14 protein-coding genes and 1 tRNA gene are annotated in these 15,303 nt (G+C 72.1%); 7 read left to right on the top strand and 8 right to left on the bottom strand.

Translation table 11 applies throughout. The features are described 5' to 3' along the window. Positions 1 to 118: 118 nt before the first annotated feature. The 6 genes from ehuB (at position 119) to OG310_RS22845 (ending at position 4,673) form a co-directional block, all read left to right on the top strand. Positions 119 to 1,021 (top strand): ectoine/hydroxyectoine ABC transporter substrate-binding protein EhuB, encoded by a 903-nt coding sequence (ehuB, locus tag OG310_RS22870; protein ID WP_329457738.1) that lies wholly within the window; start codon positions 119 to 121, stop codon positions 1,019 to 1,021. A 22-nt stretch (positions 1,022 to 1,043) separates the two neighbouring features. Beyond that, complete coding sequence (ehuC, locus tag OG310_RS22865) at positions 1,044 to 1,787, top strand: ectoine/hydroxyectoine ABC transporter permease subunit EhuC (RefSeq protein WP_329457737.1); 744 nt, start codon at positions 1,044 to 1,046, stop codon at positions 1,785 to 1,787. After that, the gene (gene ehuD / locus OG310_RS22860; RefSeq protein ID WP_329457736.1) at positions 1,787 to 2,434 is read left to right on the top strand and encodes an ectoine/hydroxyectoine ABC transporter permease subunit EhuD; all 648 of its coding nucleotides are present in this window, start codon (positions 1,787 to 1,789) and stop codon (positions 2,432 to 2,434) included. The genes ehuC and ehuD overlap by 1 nt, the downstream gene beginning before the upstream one ends. Next, entirely contained in the window at positions 2,424 to 3,413 is a 990-nt protein-coding gene (gene ehuA, locus OG310_RS22855) for an ectoine/hydroxyectoine ABC transporter ATP-binding protein EhuA (RefSeq protein WP_443078711.1), read from the top strand. Before ehuD ends, ehuA begins: the two co-directional genes overlap by 11 nt. A gap of 322 nt (positions 3,414 to 3,735) precedes the next feature. Beyond that, positions 3,736 to 4,527 (top strand): IclR family transcriptional regulator domain-containing protein, encoded by a 792-nt coding sequence (locus OG310_RS22850; RefSeq protein WP_329457735.1) that lies wholly within the window; start codon positions 3,736 to 3,738, stop codon positions 4,525 to 4,527. A gap of 72 nt (positions 4,528 to 4,599) precedes the next feature. Then, positions 4,600 to 4,673, top strand: a tRNA-Lys gene (locus OG310_RS22845). An 80-nt stretch (positions 4,674 to 4,753) separates the two neighbouring features. On the opposite strand, the gene OG310_RS22840 is transcribed toward OG310_RS22845, so the two are convergent. The 7 genes from OG310_RS22840 to OG310_RS22810 all read right to left on the bottom strand — a co-directional run bounded on the left by OG310_RS22840 (position 4,754) and on the right by OG310_RS22810 (position 13,125). Then, the gene (locus OG310_RS22840) at positions 4,754 to 6,574 is read right to left on the bottom strand and encodes an SPFH domain-containing protein (RefSeq protein WP_329457734.1); all 1,821 of its coding nucleotides are present in this window, start codon (positions 6,572 to 6,574) and stop codon (positions 4,754 to 4,756) included. A gap of 11 nt (positions 6,575 to 6,585) precedes the next feature. Continuing rightward, the gene (locus tag OG310_RS22835) at positions 6,586 to 8,046 is read right to left on the bottom strand and encodes a peptidoglycan-binding protein (protein ID WP_329457733.1); all 1,461 of its coding nucleotides are present in this window, start codon (positions 8,044 to 8,046) and stop codon (positions 6,586 to 6,588) included. 737 nt (positions 8,047 to 8,783) lie between these two features. Continuing rightward, positions 8,784 to 9,515, bottom strand: a complete 732-nt coding sequence (locus OG310_RS22830; RefSeq protein ID WP_329457732.1) for a class F sortase — start codon at positions 9,513 to 9,515, stop codon at positions 8,784 to 8,786. An 11-nt stretch (positions 9,516 to 9,526) separates the two neighbouring features. After that, positions 9,527 to 10,135, bottom strand: a complete 609-nt coding sequence (locus OG310_RS22825; protein ID WP_329457731.1) for a hypothetical protein — start codon at positions 10,133 to 10,135, stop codon at positions 9,527 to 9,529. A gap of 119 nt (positions 10,136 to 10,254) precedes the next feature. Then, positions 10,255 to 11,034 (bottom strand): HAD-IIA family hydrolase, encoded by a 780-nt coding sequence (locus OG310_RS22820; protein WP_329457730.1) that lies wholly within the window; start codon positions 11,032 to 11,034, stop codon positions 10,255 to 10,257. Between the two features lie 632 nt (positions 11,035 to 11,666). Beyond that, positions 11,667 to 11,897 carry a ferredoxin gene (locus tag OG310_RS22815; RefSeq protein WP_329457729.1) on the bottom strand — a complete coding sequence of 77 codons (231 nt, stop codon included), beginning with the start codon at positions 11,895 to 11,897 and terminating at the stop codon, positions 11,667 to 11,669. A gap of 7 nt (positions 11,898 to 11,904) precedes the next feature. After that, positions 11,905 to 13,125: a cytochrome P450 gene (locus tag OG310_RS22810; RefSeq protein WP_329457728.1), complete on the bottom strand. Its 1,221-nt coding sequence runs from the start codon at positions 13,123 to 13,125 to the stop codon at positions 11,905 to 11,907. A 197-nt stretch (positions 13,126 to 13,322) separates the two neighbouring features. Here OG310_RS22810 and OG310_RS22805 point away from each other — a divergent pair, with 197 nt between their 5' ends. Further along, positions 13,323 to 13,904 (top strand): TetR/AcrR family transcriptional regulator, encoded by a 582-nt coding sequence (locus OG310_RS22805; protein ID WP_329457727.1) that lies wholly within the window; start codon positions 13,323 to 13,325, stop codon positions 13,902 to 13,904. 255 nt (positions 13,905 to 14,159) lie between these two features. On the opposite strand, the gene OG310_RS22800 is transcribed toward OG310_RS22805, so the two are convergent. Next, on the bottom strand, positions 14,160 to 15,227 hold the full coding sequence (locus tag OG310_RS22800; protein WP_329457726.1) for a 2-aminoethylphosphonate ABC transporter substrate-binding protein: 1,068 nt from the start codon (positions 15,225 to 15,227) through the stop codon (positions 14,160 to 14,162). Positions 15,228 to 15,303 lie beyond the last annotated feature (76 nt).

Below are 15,303 nucleotides of genomic sequence, written 5' to 3'. Positions count from 1 at the left end.
TCCTTCCGGACACTGTTTCATTACAGCCATCGGGGGTTGTCGCTGAGAAGTTCGGGATCGGGCAGGCGCTTCGCGAGGTCTGCCCGATCCCGAACCCCACCGAGGAGAATGCGAATCCATGGCTGATTTCCCGAACCTGTCCCGCCGGGGCTTCCTCAGCCGGTCCGCCGCCGTCGGTGGACTGCTCGTCGTACCCGGCGCCCTGGCCGCATGCAGCAAGACCAGCACGTCGGCCGGGTCCGGCGACGACGTACTGGCCAAGCTCCGCAAACAGGGCTACGTGCGCGTCGCGTACGCGGGCGAGGCCCCGTACGGCTACACGGAAGGCGGCGTGCTGAAGGGCGAAGCGCCCACCCTGCACGCCCACATCTTCAAGGCGCTCGGCATCGACAAGCTCAAGCCGACGCTGTCCGACTTCGACAGCCTGATACCGGGCCTGCAGGCCGGCCGCTACGACGTGGTCAGCGCGGGCATGGCGATCACACCGGAGCGCTGCGCCAACGTCCTCTTCTCCGAGCCGGAGTTCATATCGCCCACGGCCATCATGGTGAAGAAGGGCAACCCGAAGAAGATCACCGACCTGCCGTCCGCGAAGGCCGCCGGCGTCACCGTCGGTGTGATGGCGGGAGCCGTCGAGGCCTCGTACGCGAAGGCCGCGGGCATCCCCGCGTCGAAGATCAAGACCCTGCAGAACCAGCAGGACGGCGCCGACGCTGTCAAGGGCGGCCGGGTCGACGCGTTCGTGCTCACCGGTATCTCGCTGCGCTGGCTCGCCAAGACCAACCCGACGCTCGAAGTGACCCCCACCTTCGTGCCCACCCTGAGCGGCAAGAAGCAGTACAGCCCGGGCGGCGCCGCCTTCCAGAAGGGCAACGAGGCACTGCGCGACGCCTTCAACGCCCAGCTGAAGAAGATCACTTCGGATCAGGCGGAGTACGTGAAGCTCCTCAGCACCTACGGCTTCACCGCCGCCGAGATCCCGCCCACCACACTGAAGACGGCCGACCTGTGCAAGGGCTGACCGGTACGGCACCGGAGACGTCATGAACACCTTCTTCACGGCCTTCTTCGACAACCTGCCGCAAGTGCTCTCCGGGCTCGGTGTGACCGCGCAGGCCACGGTGCTGGGCGCGCTGATCGCGTTCGTCCTGTCCTTCGTGCTCGGACTCATGGCCGGGCACCACAACATCGTGGTGCGCGGTGTGTCCCGCACGGTCGTCGAGTTCTTCCGCGGCACATCGCTGTACGTCCAGCTGTTCTGGCTGTACTACGCGCTGCCGCTGCTCACCGGCTACCAGCTCAGCGCGCTGTTCTGCGGTGTGCTCGCGTTCGCACTGAACTTCGGGGCGTACGGCTCCGAGGTGGTGCGCGGCGGCATCAGCGCGGTGCCGCGCGCCCAGTGGGAGGCGGCTGTCGCGCTCAACCTCAGCCCGTACCAGAGGATGCGGCGGGTGATCCTGCCGCAGGCCCTCGCCCAGATGATCCCGTCCTTCACCAACCTGCTGATCCAGCTGCTCAAGGCGACGCCGCTGCTGTGGCTGATCTCCGCGGCCGACCTGATGACCGTGATCCAGCAGCTGCGCGACCGCACCGGTGAGTCACTGGTCGCCTATCTCACCCTGCTGGTCTGCTACTTCATCCTCGCCTACGTCCTCACTCTCCTCATGAACCTGCTGGAGAGGGCCGCCAAGGCGCGCCTCGGCCAACACACCGGTACGGGCGGACTGTTCCGCAGCCGCAGCGCGGCCTCGGTGGAATCCGTCCCGGTCGTCGGGGGTGGTGCGTAGTGAACGGCTCGACGTTCGACTGGGGCGCGGCGGGCGATGTCCTCCCGCTGCTGCTCCACGGCTTCCTGACCACACTGCTCGCCACCGTGCTCGGCACCCTGGTCGCAGCCGTGCTCGGCCTGCTGATCGCGATCGCGCGCCGGACGCCCACACGGCTGGTGAGTGTGCCGGTGCGGGCGGTCATGGAGTTCGTGCGGTCCACCCCGCTGCTCGTCCAACTGGTGGGCGCGGCCACCGTGTTCTCCAGTGTGGACCCGCTCGTCATCGGCATCATCGTGCTCGGCATCCACTACGCCACCTACACCTCGGAGGTGTACCGGGCAGGCATCGACGCCGTGCCGAAGGGCCAGTGGGAGGCCTGCCGGGCACTGTCCCTGTCGCCGCGCCGCACCTGGCAGGCCGTGGTGCTGCCTCAGGCGGTGCGCAACGTCCTCCCGGCGCTCGGCAACTACGGCATCTCGATGTTCAAGGAGACACCCTTCCTTGCCGTCATCACGGTCCAGGAAATGGTCTTCGAGGCCCGCGATTACGGGTCCGAGCACTTCGCGTACACGGAGGCGTTCACGCTCGCCGGGCTGATCTTCCTGGTCGCGAGCTACCCCACGTCGCTGCTGATGAGAAAGCTGGAGAAGCGCCTTGGCCACTGACCCGTTGCAGAAGACGACACCCGAGGGGGCCGCCGGCGCGGTGCGGCCCGCCGGTGACACGACGCCCGCCGGTGACGCGACACCCGTCGACGCCGTGCCGCCCACCGTCACCGGGACGCCGCAGGACGCCGTCCCGGCGCCGGCCGCCACGGCAGCCGCCACCGCCGCACCCGCCGACGTGAGCGCCGACGACGCGGCGGCCCGGCGAACCGGCACCCCGATGATCTGCTTCGAGCAGGTGGAGAAGCACTACGGCGACCATGTCGTCCTCGACAAACTGGACTTCGAGGTGCGGCGCGGCGAGCACGTGACCCTGATAGGTCCGAGCGGCTCGGGCAAGACCACCATCCTGCGGCTGCTGATGACACTGGAACGGCCCAGCGGCGGGGTGATCTGGGTCGGCGGCGAACCGCTGTCGCACGCCAGGACCTCCGGCGGCGGCCTGAAGCCCGCCACCGAGAAGCAACTGCGGGAATCGCGCCGGAAGATCGGCATGGTCTTCCAGCAGTTCAACCTGTTCCCGAACATGAACGTACTGCGCAACATCACCGAGGCCCCCGTCAGCGTCCTCGGTGTCGAGCGCGACGAGGCGGAGGCCCGGGCACGCGAACTGCTCGATCTGGTCGGGCTCGGCGACAAGGTCGACGCCCACCCCACCCAGCTGTCCGGCGGGCAGCAGCAGCGGGTTGCCATCGCCCGCGCCCTCGCGATGCGGCCGGACGTCCTGCTGCTCGACGAGGTCACCTCGGCGCTCGACCCGGAACTGGTGGCGGGCGTGCTGGACCTGCTGCGGCAGATCGCGCACGACACCGACATCACCATGCTGTGCGTGACCCACGAGATGAACTTCGCGCGTGACGTCTCGGATCAGGTACTGATGTTCGACTCGGGGCGGATCGTGGAGCAGGGACCTCCCGAGAAGATCTTCTCGAACCCCGAGCACCGGCGCACCCGCGAGTTCCTGAACGCCGTGCTGTGAGCGCGGCGGGCCCGGCGGGCCCGTGAGAGCCGCGCGAGGGACCGGCGGCGCCGACCGGCGCGGTAACCCGGGCGCAGGGTCCGGAGGGACCGGAGTGCGGGACCCGGGCACGATCGCGCGGCGCCGCCCCACGGCCCGCGCCCGCCGCCCGGCACACGGGTTCCGGTCCCCCGCACCGCGTGCGGGGGACCGGAACCGCGCCGGTGCCCCAGGACAATTGCCGCCTGTCCGTCCGCACTCCTGGTTATCGTTGCCCTGGAGTTCGCCCGAGCGGCGGAGGCCACGGGCCGCGAGGCGAAGCAGAGGTGGAGGGGGAAGCGCGGTGGCCAGAGGGGATCCGAACCCGCCGTTCCACTCGGTGCACTACGTGCTGCGCGTGCTGGAGACGGTCTTCCGGTACGGCAACGGCGTCAGGGAACCGGGGATCGCACGCGAGACCGGGCTGCCGCCCGCGCATCTGTCCGCCCTGCTCGCGCTGCTGAGCCGCGAGGGGTACGTGGAGCGGCTGGCCGACGGCGCGTACATCGCCGGGGACCCGCTGGCCCTGCTCGGCTCGGACGCGGCGCGGGGGCGGACGCTGGAGGCCAAGCTCCAGCAGGCGCTGACCCGGCTGCGGGACTCGCTGGGCGCCGCCGTCTACATAAGCCGGTACATCGACGGCGAGCTCCGCGTCACCCAGGTCGCGGCGGGTCCTGACATGCCCGCCGTCACCGAGTGGGTCGAGTTCAGCGCGGCCGCGCACGCCAGCGCGGTCGGCAAGTGCCTGCTCACCCAGCTCGACCAGAACAGCCGCAGGGACCACCTCTCCCGGCACAAGGTGGCGCGCCTGACCTCCCGCACGATCACCAACGAGCGGGTGCTGCTCTCCCGTCTCGACAGCCAGCCGCCCACCGTCCCGGTCCTCGACCTCCAGGAGTACGCGGTCGGCACGGTCTGCGCGGCCGTCCCCCTCACGGCGGGTTCGACGGTGGGCGCGCTCGCCCTGTCGCTGCCGGTCGAGCGCGCCCACCAGCTGCGGGCGGCGGCGGCCACGCTCAACCGGGAGGCGGCCCCGCTCGCACTGACGCTGACCATGCAGAACGGGGGCCGTCACGCCCCCGCCTCCTGGACGTGACGGCGGCGGACGGCCGTCCCGGCCGTGGTCACAAGCACCGATGGGGAGCAGGTATGATTACTACGTCAGCAAGCGCCGCTAGCTCAGTTGGTTAGAGCAGCTGACTCTTAATCAGCGGGTCCGGGGTTCGAGTCCCTGGCGGCGCACTGCAGACGAAGGCCGTGGATCATGTCACATGATCCACGGCCTTTGTGCGTGTCCGACGGCTCCGGGTCCCGCACCGGCCTCAGAGGCGTTCGCCCGGGCTGCCCGCCCTGCCCGTGTAGAACGCGACCGTCAGGTCCTTCACGAGCGCCTTGCGCTCGTAGTCGTCCAGTTCGACCAGACCGCGCGCGGTGAGCCGCTGCACGGTGTCGTCCACCGCGTCGACCACGGCGTTCAGGACCGTGTCCCGGTGGCGGGCGTCGAGCGCCGCGATCCGGCTGCGCCGCATCACGTCGGCGATCTCCGGCGCGTACTCGATGCGGGTCGGCTGCGCGGAGAACACCTCGATGCCGGCGGCCCTGCACTCGGTGGAGAGCACCCGGGTCAGCGAGTCCCCGACGGCCTCGACATTGCGCAGCGTCGGCGACATGCCGTGGAAGGCGTCCGCCGGCAGCTGCGAGAGGACCCGCGCCATCGCGGCCTCGACCTGCTCACGCAGGTACTCCTCGTGGTCCCGGATACCGAGCGTCGCCCGTACGGTGTCCCGCACCCGCCATACGACGAGGACGACGACCCGCAGCCCGGTGCCGTTGGCGTCCATGGCCGGCATCGGCTCGGAACGCCAGTGGCGCAGCCGTACGTCGACCCGGCGGCGCAGCAGCAGCGGGCTGATCCACAGCAGTCCTGTCCTGCGGACGCTGCCCCGGTACTCGCCGAACAGGGTCAGCACGAGCGCGTGCCCGACCCGGCCCCGGCTGAGGCCGCCGAGCGTGAACAGCAGCACGAGCACGCCGAGCGTGAGCAGCAGCCACTGGCCGAGACCGATGCCGTGGTACGGGTACGGGGCGAGCCCCGCCAGAGCGGTGAGCATGTCGGGCAGGGCGCCTGCCCGCCACAGCAGGGCGAGGCAGCCGAGGAGGGTGAGCGCCCCGGCGAACGCGGCGGCCCAGCCGGGCAGCGCGGGCCCCGGGCGCTCGTTGAACCGGGGGTCCAGGGGCGTCTCGGGCCGGGTCGGCGGTGCGGTGCGGCGGATACGCGGCTGCTCACCGGTGCCCAGGCGGCGCCCCACGACGGTGGGCGACCGGCGCACGGCGGGGTCGACCTCGTCGCGGAAGAGCAGGTGCACGGGGATCTCGTGGGTCGCCTCGCCCACGATCAGCGGGCTGCGCCGGGCCGTTCCGGACCCGGCGAGTGCCCCCACGAACGCGTCCTCCCCGCCCGGCCGGTCGGCGAAGGCCCAGTCGCCCTCGGCCGGCCCGGGCGTCGCGATGCCGCCCACGAGCCGGGCGGGTCCGGCCACGGAGACCGCGGGCCCGGAAGCGGGGCCGGGCTCGGAGAACGCGGGTCCCGAAGCGGAAGCGGGGGCGGGCGTCCCGTCCGGAGTCCCCGCCGAACCTGTCGCGTCGCTCACGTTCCTCGTGGACGCCGTTTCCGAAGCCACGGGTGCGACCCCGGCGGCCCCCGCGGCGCACCCATCGCCGGGGCCGTCGTCACCGGGGCCGGCAGTGGTCGCGTCGGCAGGGGCGCCGTCGTCGAGGGCGAGGCCCGGCACCGTGAGAAGGCCCGTCGCACGGGACGTCTCCGTCCGCTCCCCCGTCCCGGTGGTGTCCTTCGTCCCGGTCATCTCCGGCGTGTCAGCCGTCCGGCTCGTGCCGGTCGTCGCCGTCGCCGCGTCGGGCTCGTGGGCGGTCGTGCCCCGTGCCTCCCCGGCGCCGCCCGCCCCCGACGGCCCTTCAGCCACCGGTCCCGGCAGCGGCGCGGGGGCCCGCCCGGGCTCTGCCCCGGACTGCGCCCCGGACGCCTCCTGGGGCGTGCCGCCCTCGGCCGGCAGGCCCGCGGGGGCCCCGGCCGTAGGCGGGGCCTGCGGCGGCCGGGCGTCGTGGGGCGGGGTCGTCGTCGTCATGCTTTCCTCCGTCACGCGAACAGTCGTCGCCATGTCTCCGGGCCCGGGTGGCCGTCCGCCGCGCCGCCCCGCCATCCCAGGGCCCGCTGGAACGCCGCCACGTTCCTGCGGTCCGGCTCGCCCCACGTACGGCCCGGGCCGTTCGTGTATTGCGTGCCGAAGCCCTTCTTCACGAGCTGCTCGCCGAGCTGCTCGACGTACGCGTTCGACCGGCCGGGCCCGAAGTACTGGCTGCCCGGGTACGCGGGCGCCTTCGCGACCGGCACGGCCGAAGCGGCCGGCTTGGCCTGCGCCGCCGGGACCGACGGGGCCGCAGGGGATGCGGAGGCCGCGGAGGCGGGCTTGCCGTGGGCGGCGGAGTCGGTCGCCGGCGGGATGTCCTTGCCGAGGCCCTGGACGAGAAGGCGCCAGGTCCCGGGGCCCGGCATCCCGTCCGCCTCACTCCCCCGCCACCCCTGCGCCTGCTGGAACGCCTGCGTCGCCCGCTGGTCCGCCTCGCCCCAGCGCGGGCCTGGACCGTCGGTGTAGAAGCGCTTGCCGCCGCGCGCCACCAGCATCCGGCCGAGCCGGGTGACGTACTCGTTGTTCGCGCCGGGACCGAACTTCGCCGCACCGGGGAACGCCACGGGAGCCGGGGCCGCGGCACCGGCCGCGCCCTCCTCGATCCCCTTGTAGCGGTACGGGATGTACTTGTCGGAGTTGGACCAGTACGCCATCGGCGTCGTCTGCGCCCGCGTGTGCGGCGGCGTCTGCTCGTAGGCCAGGTACGTGGCGTGCGAGGCGTCCGCCCAGCCGCCGAAGATCGTGACGTGCGATCCCTTGCTGGGGTCGTCGGGGTTGTGGAACAGCAGGATGTCGCCGGGCTGGAGGTCCGCGCGCGCGATCTTGTCGCCGTACTCCGAAAGGCTGCCGGTCCACTCGTTCTCCGGCAGGTTCCAGGCCATGGACACGTAGCCGGAGCAGTCCTGCCGGTATCCGTCACTCCAGTACGTCGTCATGCTGTAGGGCACCTGGGCGCTCACCCACCGCTTCGCGCGGCTGATGATCTCGGCGCGTGTGGTCTTCGCCAGATCCGTGGCCGGGCCACTGCCGCCGGGCTTCCCGTGCAGCGGTCCGCTGCCGCCCTGGGGTGTTCCCGGGTCCTGGTCGGCGGCGGTCGCGGCGGAGGTGGCGGCCGCGGCCGAGCCGGCGGTTCCGCTGGAGCCGGTGGACCGGCCGGACAGGCCGGGCGCCACCGCGCGGACGTGCGGCGCCGTGGCGTCACCGGGGGCATGGGGCGTCGCGGCCGAGGCCGCCATCGTGGAGCACCCCCAGGCGAGCCCCACCGCTGTGGCGAGTGCCAGCGCGCGCCGCGCGCCGGGGCCGCCGTCGTGGCCGGCCGCACTCTGGGCTCGCTCCCGCCGCCGCTGCGCGCATCCCGCACAAGGGCAGTCGAGAGCGGGTTCGTACTCTTCGAAGACCGGGACGGTCATCTGATCCCTCCACGCTCATCAAGGTCGTGTCTGACGCGGTGTCAAGAACGCCAGTGTCTCAACTGCCCTAATAAGTCGCATTCTGACGGATCGAAGGTAGTAAATACCTCTTTGAAAGGGCGTGGCGTGGACCGAAAGGCCCGGTTTGCCCAGAAAGTCGGCGTAGGGTGCGACCATTCCCCGGCTCCCGACCGACCCGCGCGTCGGCCACGGCACCCGGGACGCACGCAGGAAGAGGCTCCCGCGCACCATGTGGCGCGGGGGCCTCTCGCACTCCCCCCTCCGCCTGGGCGCGGCCCCTGCCGAGGGGCGGACCGCACCGCCAAACGGGGGCGCTAAATCGACAATTCCCGGTACTATGACAGGGTCATGATCATTCCTGATCTCCCGCGCGGGCCGGACACCTCAGCGAGCGCCCGGCCCCGCGCGGTCGAGGACCGGCCCGGCCGACGACCCCTGGGGGAGCGGGTCGCCGGCCGGGCCGGGTCGGGGGCGTGCCGCGCGGACCGGGCCGGGCGAGGCCAGGTCGGGCGTGGCGCGTGGGGCCATGCCGGGTCAGGTCAGGCCGGCCCGGCCGCGTCGTGGCGGGTCAGGCCCTGGCAGGCAGATCGGGTGAGCCAGGCGGTCGCGGCGGGTCAGGCCCTGGCAGGCAGGTCGGGTCGCGGCGGCGCCCGGTGCCGGAGGGCGCCGCGTGCGACGCGGAGCCGTCCTCCCGGCCGTCCGGGCGCGGCAGCGTCTCAGCCGGCCGCGGCCTTCGTGGTCCTGTCGCCGTCGCGCTCGCCGGAACCAGCGTCCACGACCCCCGTCAGGTAGGCCGAGACCACCACGTTCGCCGTGTATGCGTGGGTCTTGCGGTCGAAGGTCCCACCGCAGGTGATCAGCCGCAGGTCGGCCCGGTTCCGCCGGCCCGCGCCGTAGACCTTCGCGGCGTCGAAGTGCTTCCTGGGCACGACCTCCACATCGCTGATCGTGAACTCGGCGACCGAGCCGTCGGCCCGCGTCACCCGTACCTTCTTGCCCGCCTTCGCCGCGCTCAGTCCGTAGAAGACCGCGGGCCGGGTGTCGGTGTCCACGTGCCCGACGAAGACCGAGGTGCCCGCGGCGCCCGGCTGCGTACCGGCGCCGTACCAGCCGACCGTGCCGGGTGCGGAGTACGGCGGGGGGTCGACCGCGCCCGTCGCGTCGAGGCCGCGCGCGGTGACGGGCGCGGTGATCCCGAGTGACGGAATCTCGACGCGCTCGGGCCGTGACGGATCGAGGGGGCGGTGCGCCGGCGGCAGTGGCACGCCGAGCGGCCTGCCGACGGCCGCGATGTCACCCGTGGCGGGCGCCGAGGCGCCGCCCGCCGAACCGTCGGCGGCGCCGCGGCCCCAGAGCCAGAGCCCCAGCAGCAGCACGGCCCAGGCCACCCCGGTGACCGCGCGGCCGGTACCCCGGCCGGAGCCGGTGGCGGACTTCCCGTCGGACACGCCCGCCGCCCTCAGTCCGCGTCCCGGCCGGCGGACGCGGCAGCCGCGCGCCTGCGCTGGGTGGTGCGGTACGCGACGGTGACCGCGGCGACTCCGGCGAGACCGAGGCCGGTCAGCGTGTACGCGGTGCCTGGTCCTGACTGCTCGGGCTCCGCCGTCTCGCGGACGTCCGCGGCGTTGACCGCCGTGCCGCCGCCTCCCGCCTGCACGGGGGCATGGGGAACCGGGTGGCCGTCGCGCCCTTCGTGACTGCGGTCGCCGCGACCCGCGTCCACGACCTGGAAACGGCCCACCCGGCCGTGGTCGTGTCCGTCACAGCTGACGCTGATGTCGTAACTCCCGGCGGCCATCACGGACTTGATCGAGACATCGCCGTACATGGTGCGGCGGGATCCGCTGATGGTGACCACCCGGGCGAACGCGCTGGACGAGACCGTGGCCCGGCCGTCCCTGCAGCCCTCGACCTTGACCTGCACCTGCCCCTGGGCGGCGATGACCGTGGGACTGACGGTGGCGGTGACACCGTCACGCGCCTGGGCGCCGGTGGCCCCGAGGACCGGGGCCGCGACGGCTATGACGGCCACACCGGCGGCACGGAAAGCGAGCAACCTTGAACGCATCGTGAACCTCCTCCTGACAGGAAGACTCACCCGCCCGCAGCCTTTCCGCATCCGCAGAGCCGGGGTCACCTCACCCGATCGGCCCTGCGGACACGGCGCTGACCTGCTCGTGCGCCGAATCAGACCAGGTCGATGAGGTCCGCGATCGAATCGACGGTGTTCGACGGGCGGAACGGGTACCGGTCGATGTCGGCGCGCTTGGTCACACCGGTCAGCACGAGAAACGTCTCGACCCCGGCCTCCAGGCCCGCCAGCATGTCGGTGTCCATGCGGTCGCCGATCATCGCGCTGGTCTCGGAGTGGGCACCGATCGCGTTGAGGCCGGTACGCATCATCAGCGGGTTGGGCTTGCCCGCGAAGTACGGGTCCTTGCCGGTCGCCTTGGTGATCAGCGCGGCGACCGCACCGGCGGCGGGCAGCGGGCCCTCAGCCGACGGGCCGGTCTCGTCCGGGTTCGTGCAGATGAACCGTGCGCCGTTGTTGATCAGGCGAATCGCGCGGGTGAGCGCCTCGAATGAGTACGTGCGCGTCTCGCCGAGCACCACGTAGTCGGGCTCGTGGTCGGTGAGCACATAGCCGATGTCGTGCAGCGCGGTGGTCAGCCCCGCCTCACCGATGACGTACGCGGTGCCGCCGGGCCGCTGGTCCTCCAGGAACCTCGCGGTGGCCAGGGCGGACGTCCAGATGTTCTCCACCGGCACCTGCAGACCCATCCTGGACAGCCGGGCCTGGAGATCGCGGGGTGTGTAGATGGAATTGTTGGTGAGGACGAGGAAGGGCTTGCCCGAGTCCCGCAGCCGCTTCAGGAACTCGGCGGCGCCCGGGATCGGAACCCCTTCGTGCACGAGGACACCGTCCATGTCCGTGAGCCACGATTCGATGGGCTTGCGCTCTGCCACTGGCCTGTTCTCCGCTCTGCGGTGGTAACGAGACGCCCAGCCTAACGAGCGGCGCAATCTCCTCCGCTCAGCCTCCCGCTCCCCCACGGGCGGCGCCGCGTTACGGGAGCGGGACAGCCCTGGCGGGCGGCGGGCGGCTCCGGCAGGGCCGGAGCCGCGCCCGCGCGGGCGCACTCGGCCCGGACCAGGGCCAGGGTCAGGGCCAGGGTCAGGGCCCTGGCCCCGTCTCCGCCTGGGGCTCCGGCTCCGGCTGCTGCGTGCGCTCGCATTTCCCGTGCCGGCTCCGCTTTCGGTTCCGGTTCCGGCCCGGAGTCCGTTTCCGGTGCCGCGGTTCCCGTCCTCGGGGCGAGGGTGGCGTGGCGCCCGGCTCTCGCCGGTGTTCCCGCAGTCCGTGCGCCGCCACCGGCACGCGTTGGGGGTACGCGCCGGCGGCCCGTGTCCCGGTGGTACGGGGCGGCGACTGTCGCCACCGCCCCGGACGGACCGTCGCACTCCCCCGGACCGGCGCCCGGCACACGCGGGCACGCGGGGGCGGCAGCCGCACGCACGAAGGCGCTACGGACGGCGGGGGTTTAAGTGCGGGGGCGCCGCCCCGCGTGGGCCGTCACGAACGTTCCGCTCCCCGGCGTCCGTCACGGCCGGGGGCCCAACACCTGCCCGGAGCCGCCGTCCGTCACCGTGATCGCCGAGGCCGGGCAGGAGTCCGCCACGTCGAGCAGCACGTCGTCCGCGCCCGCGTCGGCCGCGCCCGGCACCACACGGGCCGCCGGGCCGTCCAGGGCGAACCGGTCGGGTGCCAGCGCGACACACATGCCGGAGCCGACGCAGACGTGTCCGTCCACCTCGATGTGCCAGTCGGTCATCGTGTCCTCACCACCCCACCGGCAGGGACCGCGGTGCCCGCACCAGCATCTGCCGCTTCCACACGGCGTCACCCGTGACCCGCAGCTGCGGCACCTTCGTGACGAGGGCGCGCAGTGCCTCCTGGAGTTCCATCCGGGCCAGCTGGGCGCCCAGGCAGTGGTGCACACCGTGGCCGAAGCCCAGGTGCTGGTTGGCCGGCCGGTCGAACCGGAGCACGTCGGGGTCCTCGAAGCGTTCCGGGTCCCGGTTGGCCGCTCCGAGAGACACGAGGACCGGCTCGCCCCGCCGCACGAGCACACCGCCGACCTCGATGTCCTCGTGCGCGTACCGGGGGAAGAACCCGCCCGACGCGAGGGGGATGTAGCGCATCAACTCCTCGACGGCGCCGGGCACCAGCTCCGGGTCGCCGACCAACCGCTGCCATTCATCATGCTGTTCGAGGAGTACCCAGACCATGTTGGGTATCTGGGAGGCCGTCGTCTCGTGGCCCGCGACGAGGATCGCGAGGCAGAGGCTGACCATCTCCTGCTCGCTGAGGCGGTCCTTGGCGTCGCGGGCCTCGATGAGGCCGGAGATCAGGTCGTCCTGCGGACGGGCGCGGCGCTCGGCGACGTACTGGGAGATGTACGCGGTCAACTGCTCCTGGTTGCCCCGCATCTCCTCCTCACTGAGGCGGGACGTGGAGAGCAGCGCGTCGCTCCACGCGCGGAACTTGGGCCGGTCCTCGGCCGGTACGCCCAGGAGTTCGCAGATCACGGCCACCGGCAGGGGCAGCGCGAAACTGTCGACCAGGTCGGCGCGGGAGCCGGACGCGAGCATCGCGTCCAGCAGGTCGGACGTCAACTGCCGTACCCAGGGCCGCAGTCCTTCCACCTGGTGGCGGGTGAAGGCGCGGGATACGAGGGTCCGCAGGCGGGTGTGGTCCGGCGGGTCCATCGACAGGATGCTCGGCTGGGTCACGGCCGGGTTGTAGCGCGGCTCCTCCGCGTCACCGACCGCCATGGCCCGGGAGAACCGCAGGTCGCCGAGGACGAACCGGGCGTCCTCGTAGCGGGTCGCGAGCCAGGCGGGCCCGCCGTGGGGCAGTTGGACCCGGATCATGCCCGCGCCGCCCCGGGCGTCGGCGTACGCCTCGTGCAGGGCGAGGCCGTCCCCCTCGTTGAAGGGGTAGGGAACGGGCTGGGGAGCGGAGAGGGAGGCTGCGGTGGGGGGTGTGGTGCTCGTCAAGGATCTCTCCCACGGGAACGTGGCCGACGGGGTGGACGCTCGCGGGGGACCCCGGACAGCCGTCGTCCGCACTCTCCGTGGCGCCCCTGCGACCGAACGTCTTGCAAGCAGACGCTTACAAGCTAGGCAGCACCTTCCCGGCCGTCAAGGAAACCCCGGACCGGGAAGCGGGGGATACGGTGTGCACGGGAGGACATGTGGCTGAAACCGGACGCCCCGCACGCCCCAGGGCGCGCGACGCGGCGGCGACGCGGAAGGCACTGCTCGACGCCGCCGCGGAGCTTTTCTTCGAACGCGGGTTCAACCGCACCACGGTGCGGGACATCGCGGGTCGCGCGGGCGCGAACCAGTCCTTGATCTTTCGTTACTTCGGCTCGAAAGCCGCGGTCTTCGAGGCCGTCGCGGCACGCCTCGGCCATGAGCAACTGCACCAGACGCCCGTGGAACAACTGCTCGACACGACGCTGCGCAGCATGCTGCGGGACGAACCCGGCAGGCGACGCGACCACACCATGGTGACGTTCCTGCGCTCACTCGGCACGGACGGCCCGGCCGCGGACATCGCGGAGCAGCTCGGCGACGACTACGCGGCCGCGCTCGCGACCCTCACCAGCGCCCCGGACGCGCGGCTGCGCGCCCAACTGGTGCTGGCGTGGCTGGTCGGGATCGGGCTCGTACGGGATGTGAGCCGTATCGAACCGCTGTCGACGGCGGGGCCGGACGAGGTGAGCGAACTGTTCCTGACGGCGGCGCGGACGCTGCTGGAGGGGACCGCGTAGGCCGTCGCTCCGGGCGGTGCCGTCCAGGAACCGGGGGCCCGGTGGCGCGGGCGCGGGTCAACCGGCCTCGTCGAACGGGTGAGGGTGAACGACCCCTGAAAAGCGTCCCGTTGACGGCAGATCGGGCCCACCGGCCGGCGGGCCGGTGGGCCCTGTGCGCCGGTGGGCCCCGGGGGACGGGTGAGCCCGGTGCGCCCCGCGGAAAGACGGGCCGGGACCAGCGGCTCGGGGCCCCGTGTACCCGAGCCGCCCGCGTCAGCTCCCGGTGGCGTTCTGCCAGTCCTGCACGTACGTGTTGAGGTTCTTGTCGATGTCGGTCCAGTCGGGCTGGAAGACCTGGACGCCGTCGAGCAGGCGGGCCAGCGCGTCCGCGTCGGGTCCTGACGCCTTGACGTCGCCGCGGGCGGGGAAGCCGCCACCGATCGGGGAGACCTCCTGCTGTGCCTGCTCGCCGAGCATGAAGTCCAGGAGCTTCTTGCCGTTGGCGCTGTGCGGGGCCTTGGTGACGAGTCCGGCCGCGTACGGCAGTGCGAAGGTGGACGGCGTTCCGCCCTGCTTCTTGGCGAACCAGATGTTCAGGTTGGGCATCGTCTTGGACTGCGCGTAGTTCATCTGCACATCGCCGTTGGCGACGAGCAGGTCGCCCTTGTCGACCTTGGGCGCGAGGGCGCCGGTGGAGGAGGACGGGCCGACGTTGTTGGCCTGGAGCTTCTTGAGGTACGCGAGGGCGGGCTTCTCCCCGCCGAAGTCGTGCATGGCCTGGACGAGGACGGCGGTGCCGTCGCCCGCGACGCCGGGGGTGGAGTACTGCAGCTTGTTGCGGTACTTCGGGCTGAGCAGGTCCTCCCAGGTGGACGGGGCGGGCACCGCTTCCTTCTTGTTGCTGACGAAGCCGAAGTAGTTGTTGACGACGGACGTCCAGGTACCGTCTGACGCCTTGTCGCCTGCGGCGACCTGGTCGGCGCCGGCTGGGGCGTACTTCTGGAGCAGCCCCTTCCCGTCGGCCTGCTGTATGAAGGGCGGCAGTGTGACGAGGACGTCGGCCTGCGTGTTGGACTTCTCGCGCAGGGCGCGCTGGACGACCTCGCCCGAGCCAGCCTCGACGTACTTGACCTTGATGCCGGTCTTCTTGGTGAAGTCGGCGAACACCTTGTCGTACCAGCCGTCGTTCTTCTCGCCCTTGAGCCCGTCGGCGCTGTAGACGGTGACGACCTTGGCGTCCGCGGCGGACGAGGAACCGCCACAGGCGGTGAGGGTCCCGGCGAGCACGATGCCACCGGTCACGGCGGTCGCGAGGGAAAGGGGTCGGGTAATGCGTCGCATGACGTTGTCTTCTCCTGACAGGGGGAGGCGAAAGGGAGGAGGAGTGGGGGTGAGGGGGGAAGTGGGGCGCCGAGGG

The organism is Streptomyces sp. NBC_01497 (genome assembly GCF_036250695.1).
Classification (GTDB): domain Bacteria; phylum Actinomycetota; class Actinomycetes; order Streptomycetales; family Streptomycetaceae; genus Streptomyces.
This window is presented reverse-complemented; position numbering and strand designations above follow the sequence as displayed.

Coding starts and splice junctions, on each gene's coding strand:
- OG310_RS22840 (WP_329457734.1), bottom strand. CDS start 6,574: ATGACGACGACGACCCCGCCCCACGACGCCCGGCCGCCGCAGGCCCCG.
- OG310_RS22815 (WP_329457729.1), bottom strand. CDS start 11,897: ATGACCGACTGGCACATCGAGGTGGACGGACACGTCTGCGTCGGCTCC.
- ehuB (WP_329457738.1), top strand. CDS start 119: ATGGCTGATTTCCCGAACCTGTCCCGCCGGGGCTTCCTCAGCCGGTCC.
- OG310_RS22800 (WP_329457726.1), bottom strand. CDS start 15,227: ATGCGACGCATTACCCGACCCCTTTCCCTCGCGACCGCCGTGACCGGT.
- OG310_RS22825 (WP_329457731.1), bottom strand. CDS start 10,135: ATGCGTTCAAGGTTGCTCGCTTTCCGTGCCGCCGGTGTGGCCGTCATA.
- ehuC (WP_329457737.1), top strand. CDS start 1,044: ATGAACACCTTCTTCACGGCCTTCTTCGACAACCTGCCGCAAGTGCTC.
- OG310_RS22835 (WP_329457733.1), bottom strand. CDS start 8,046: ATGACCGTCCCGGTCTTCGAAGAGTACGAACCCGCTCTCGACTGCCCT.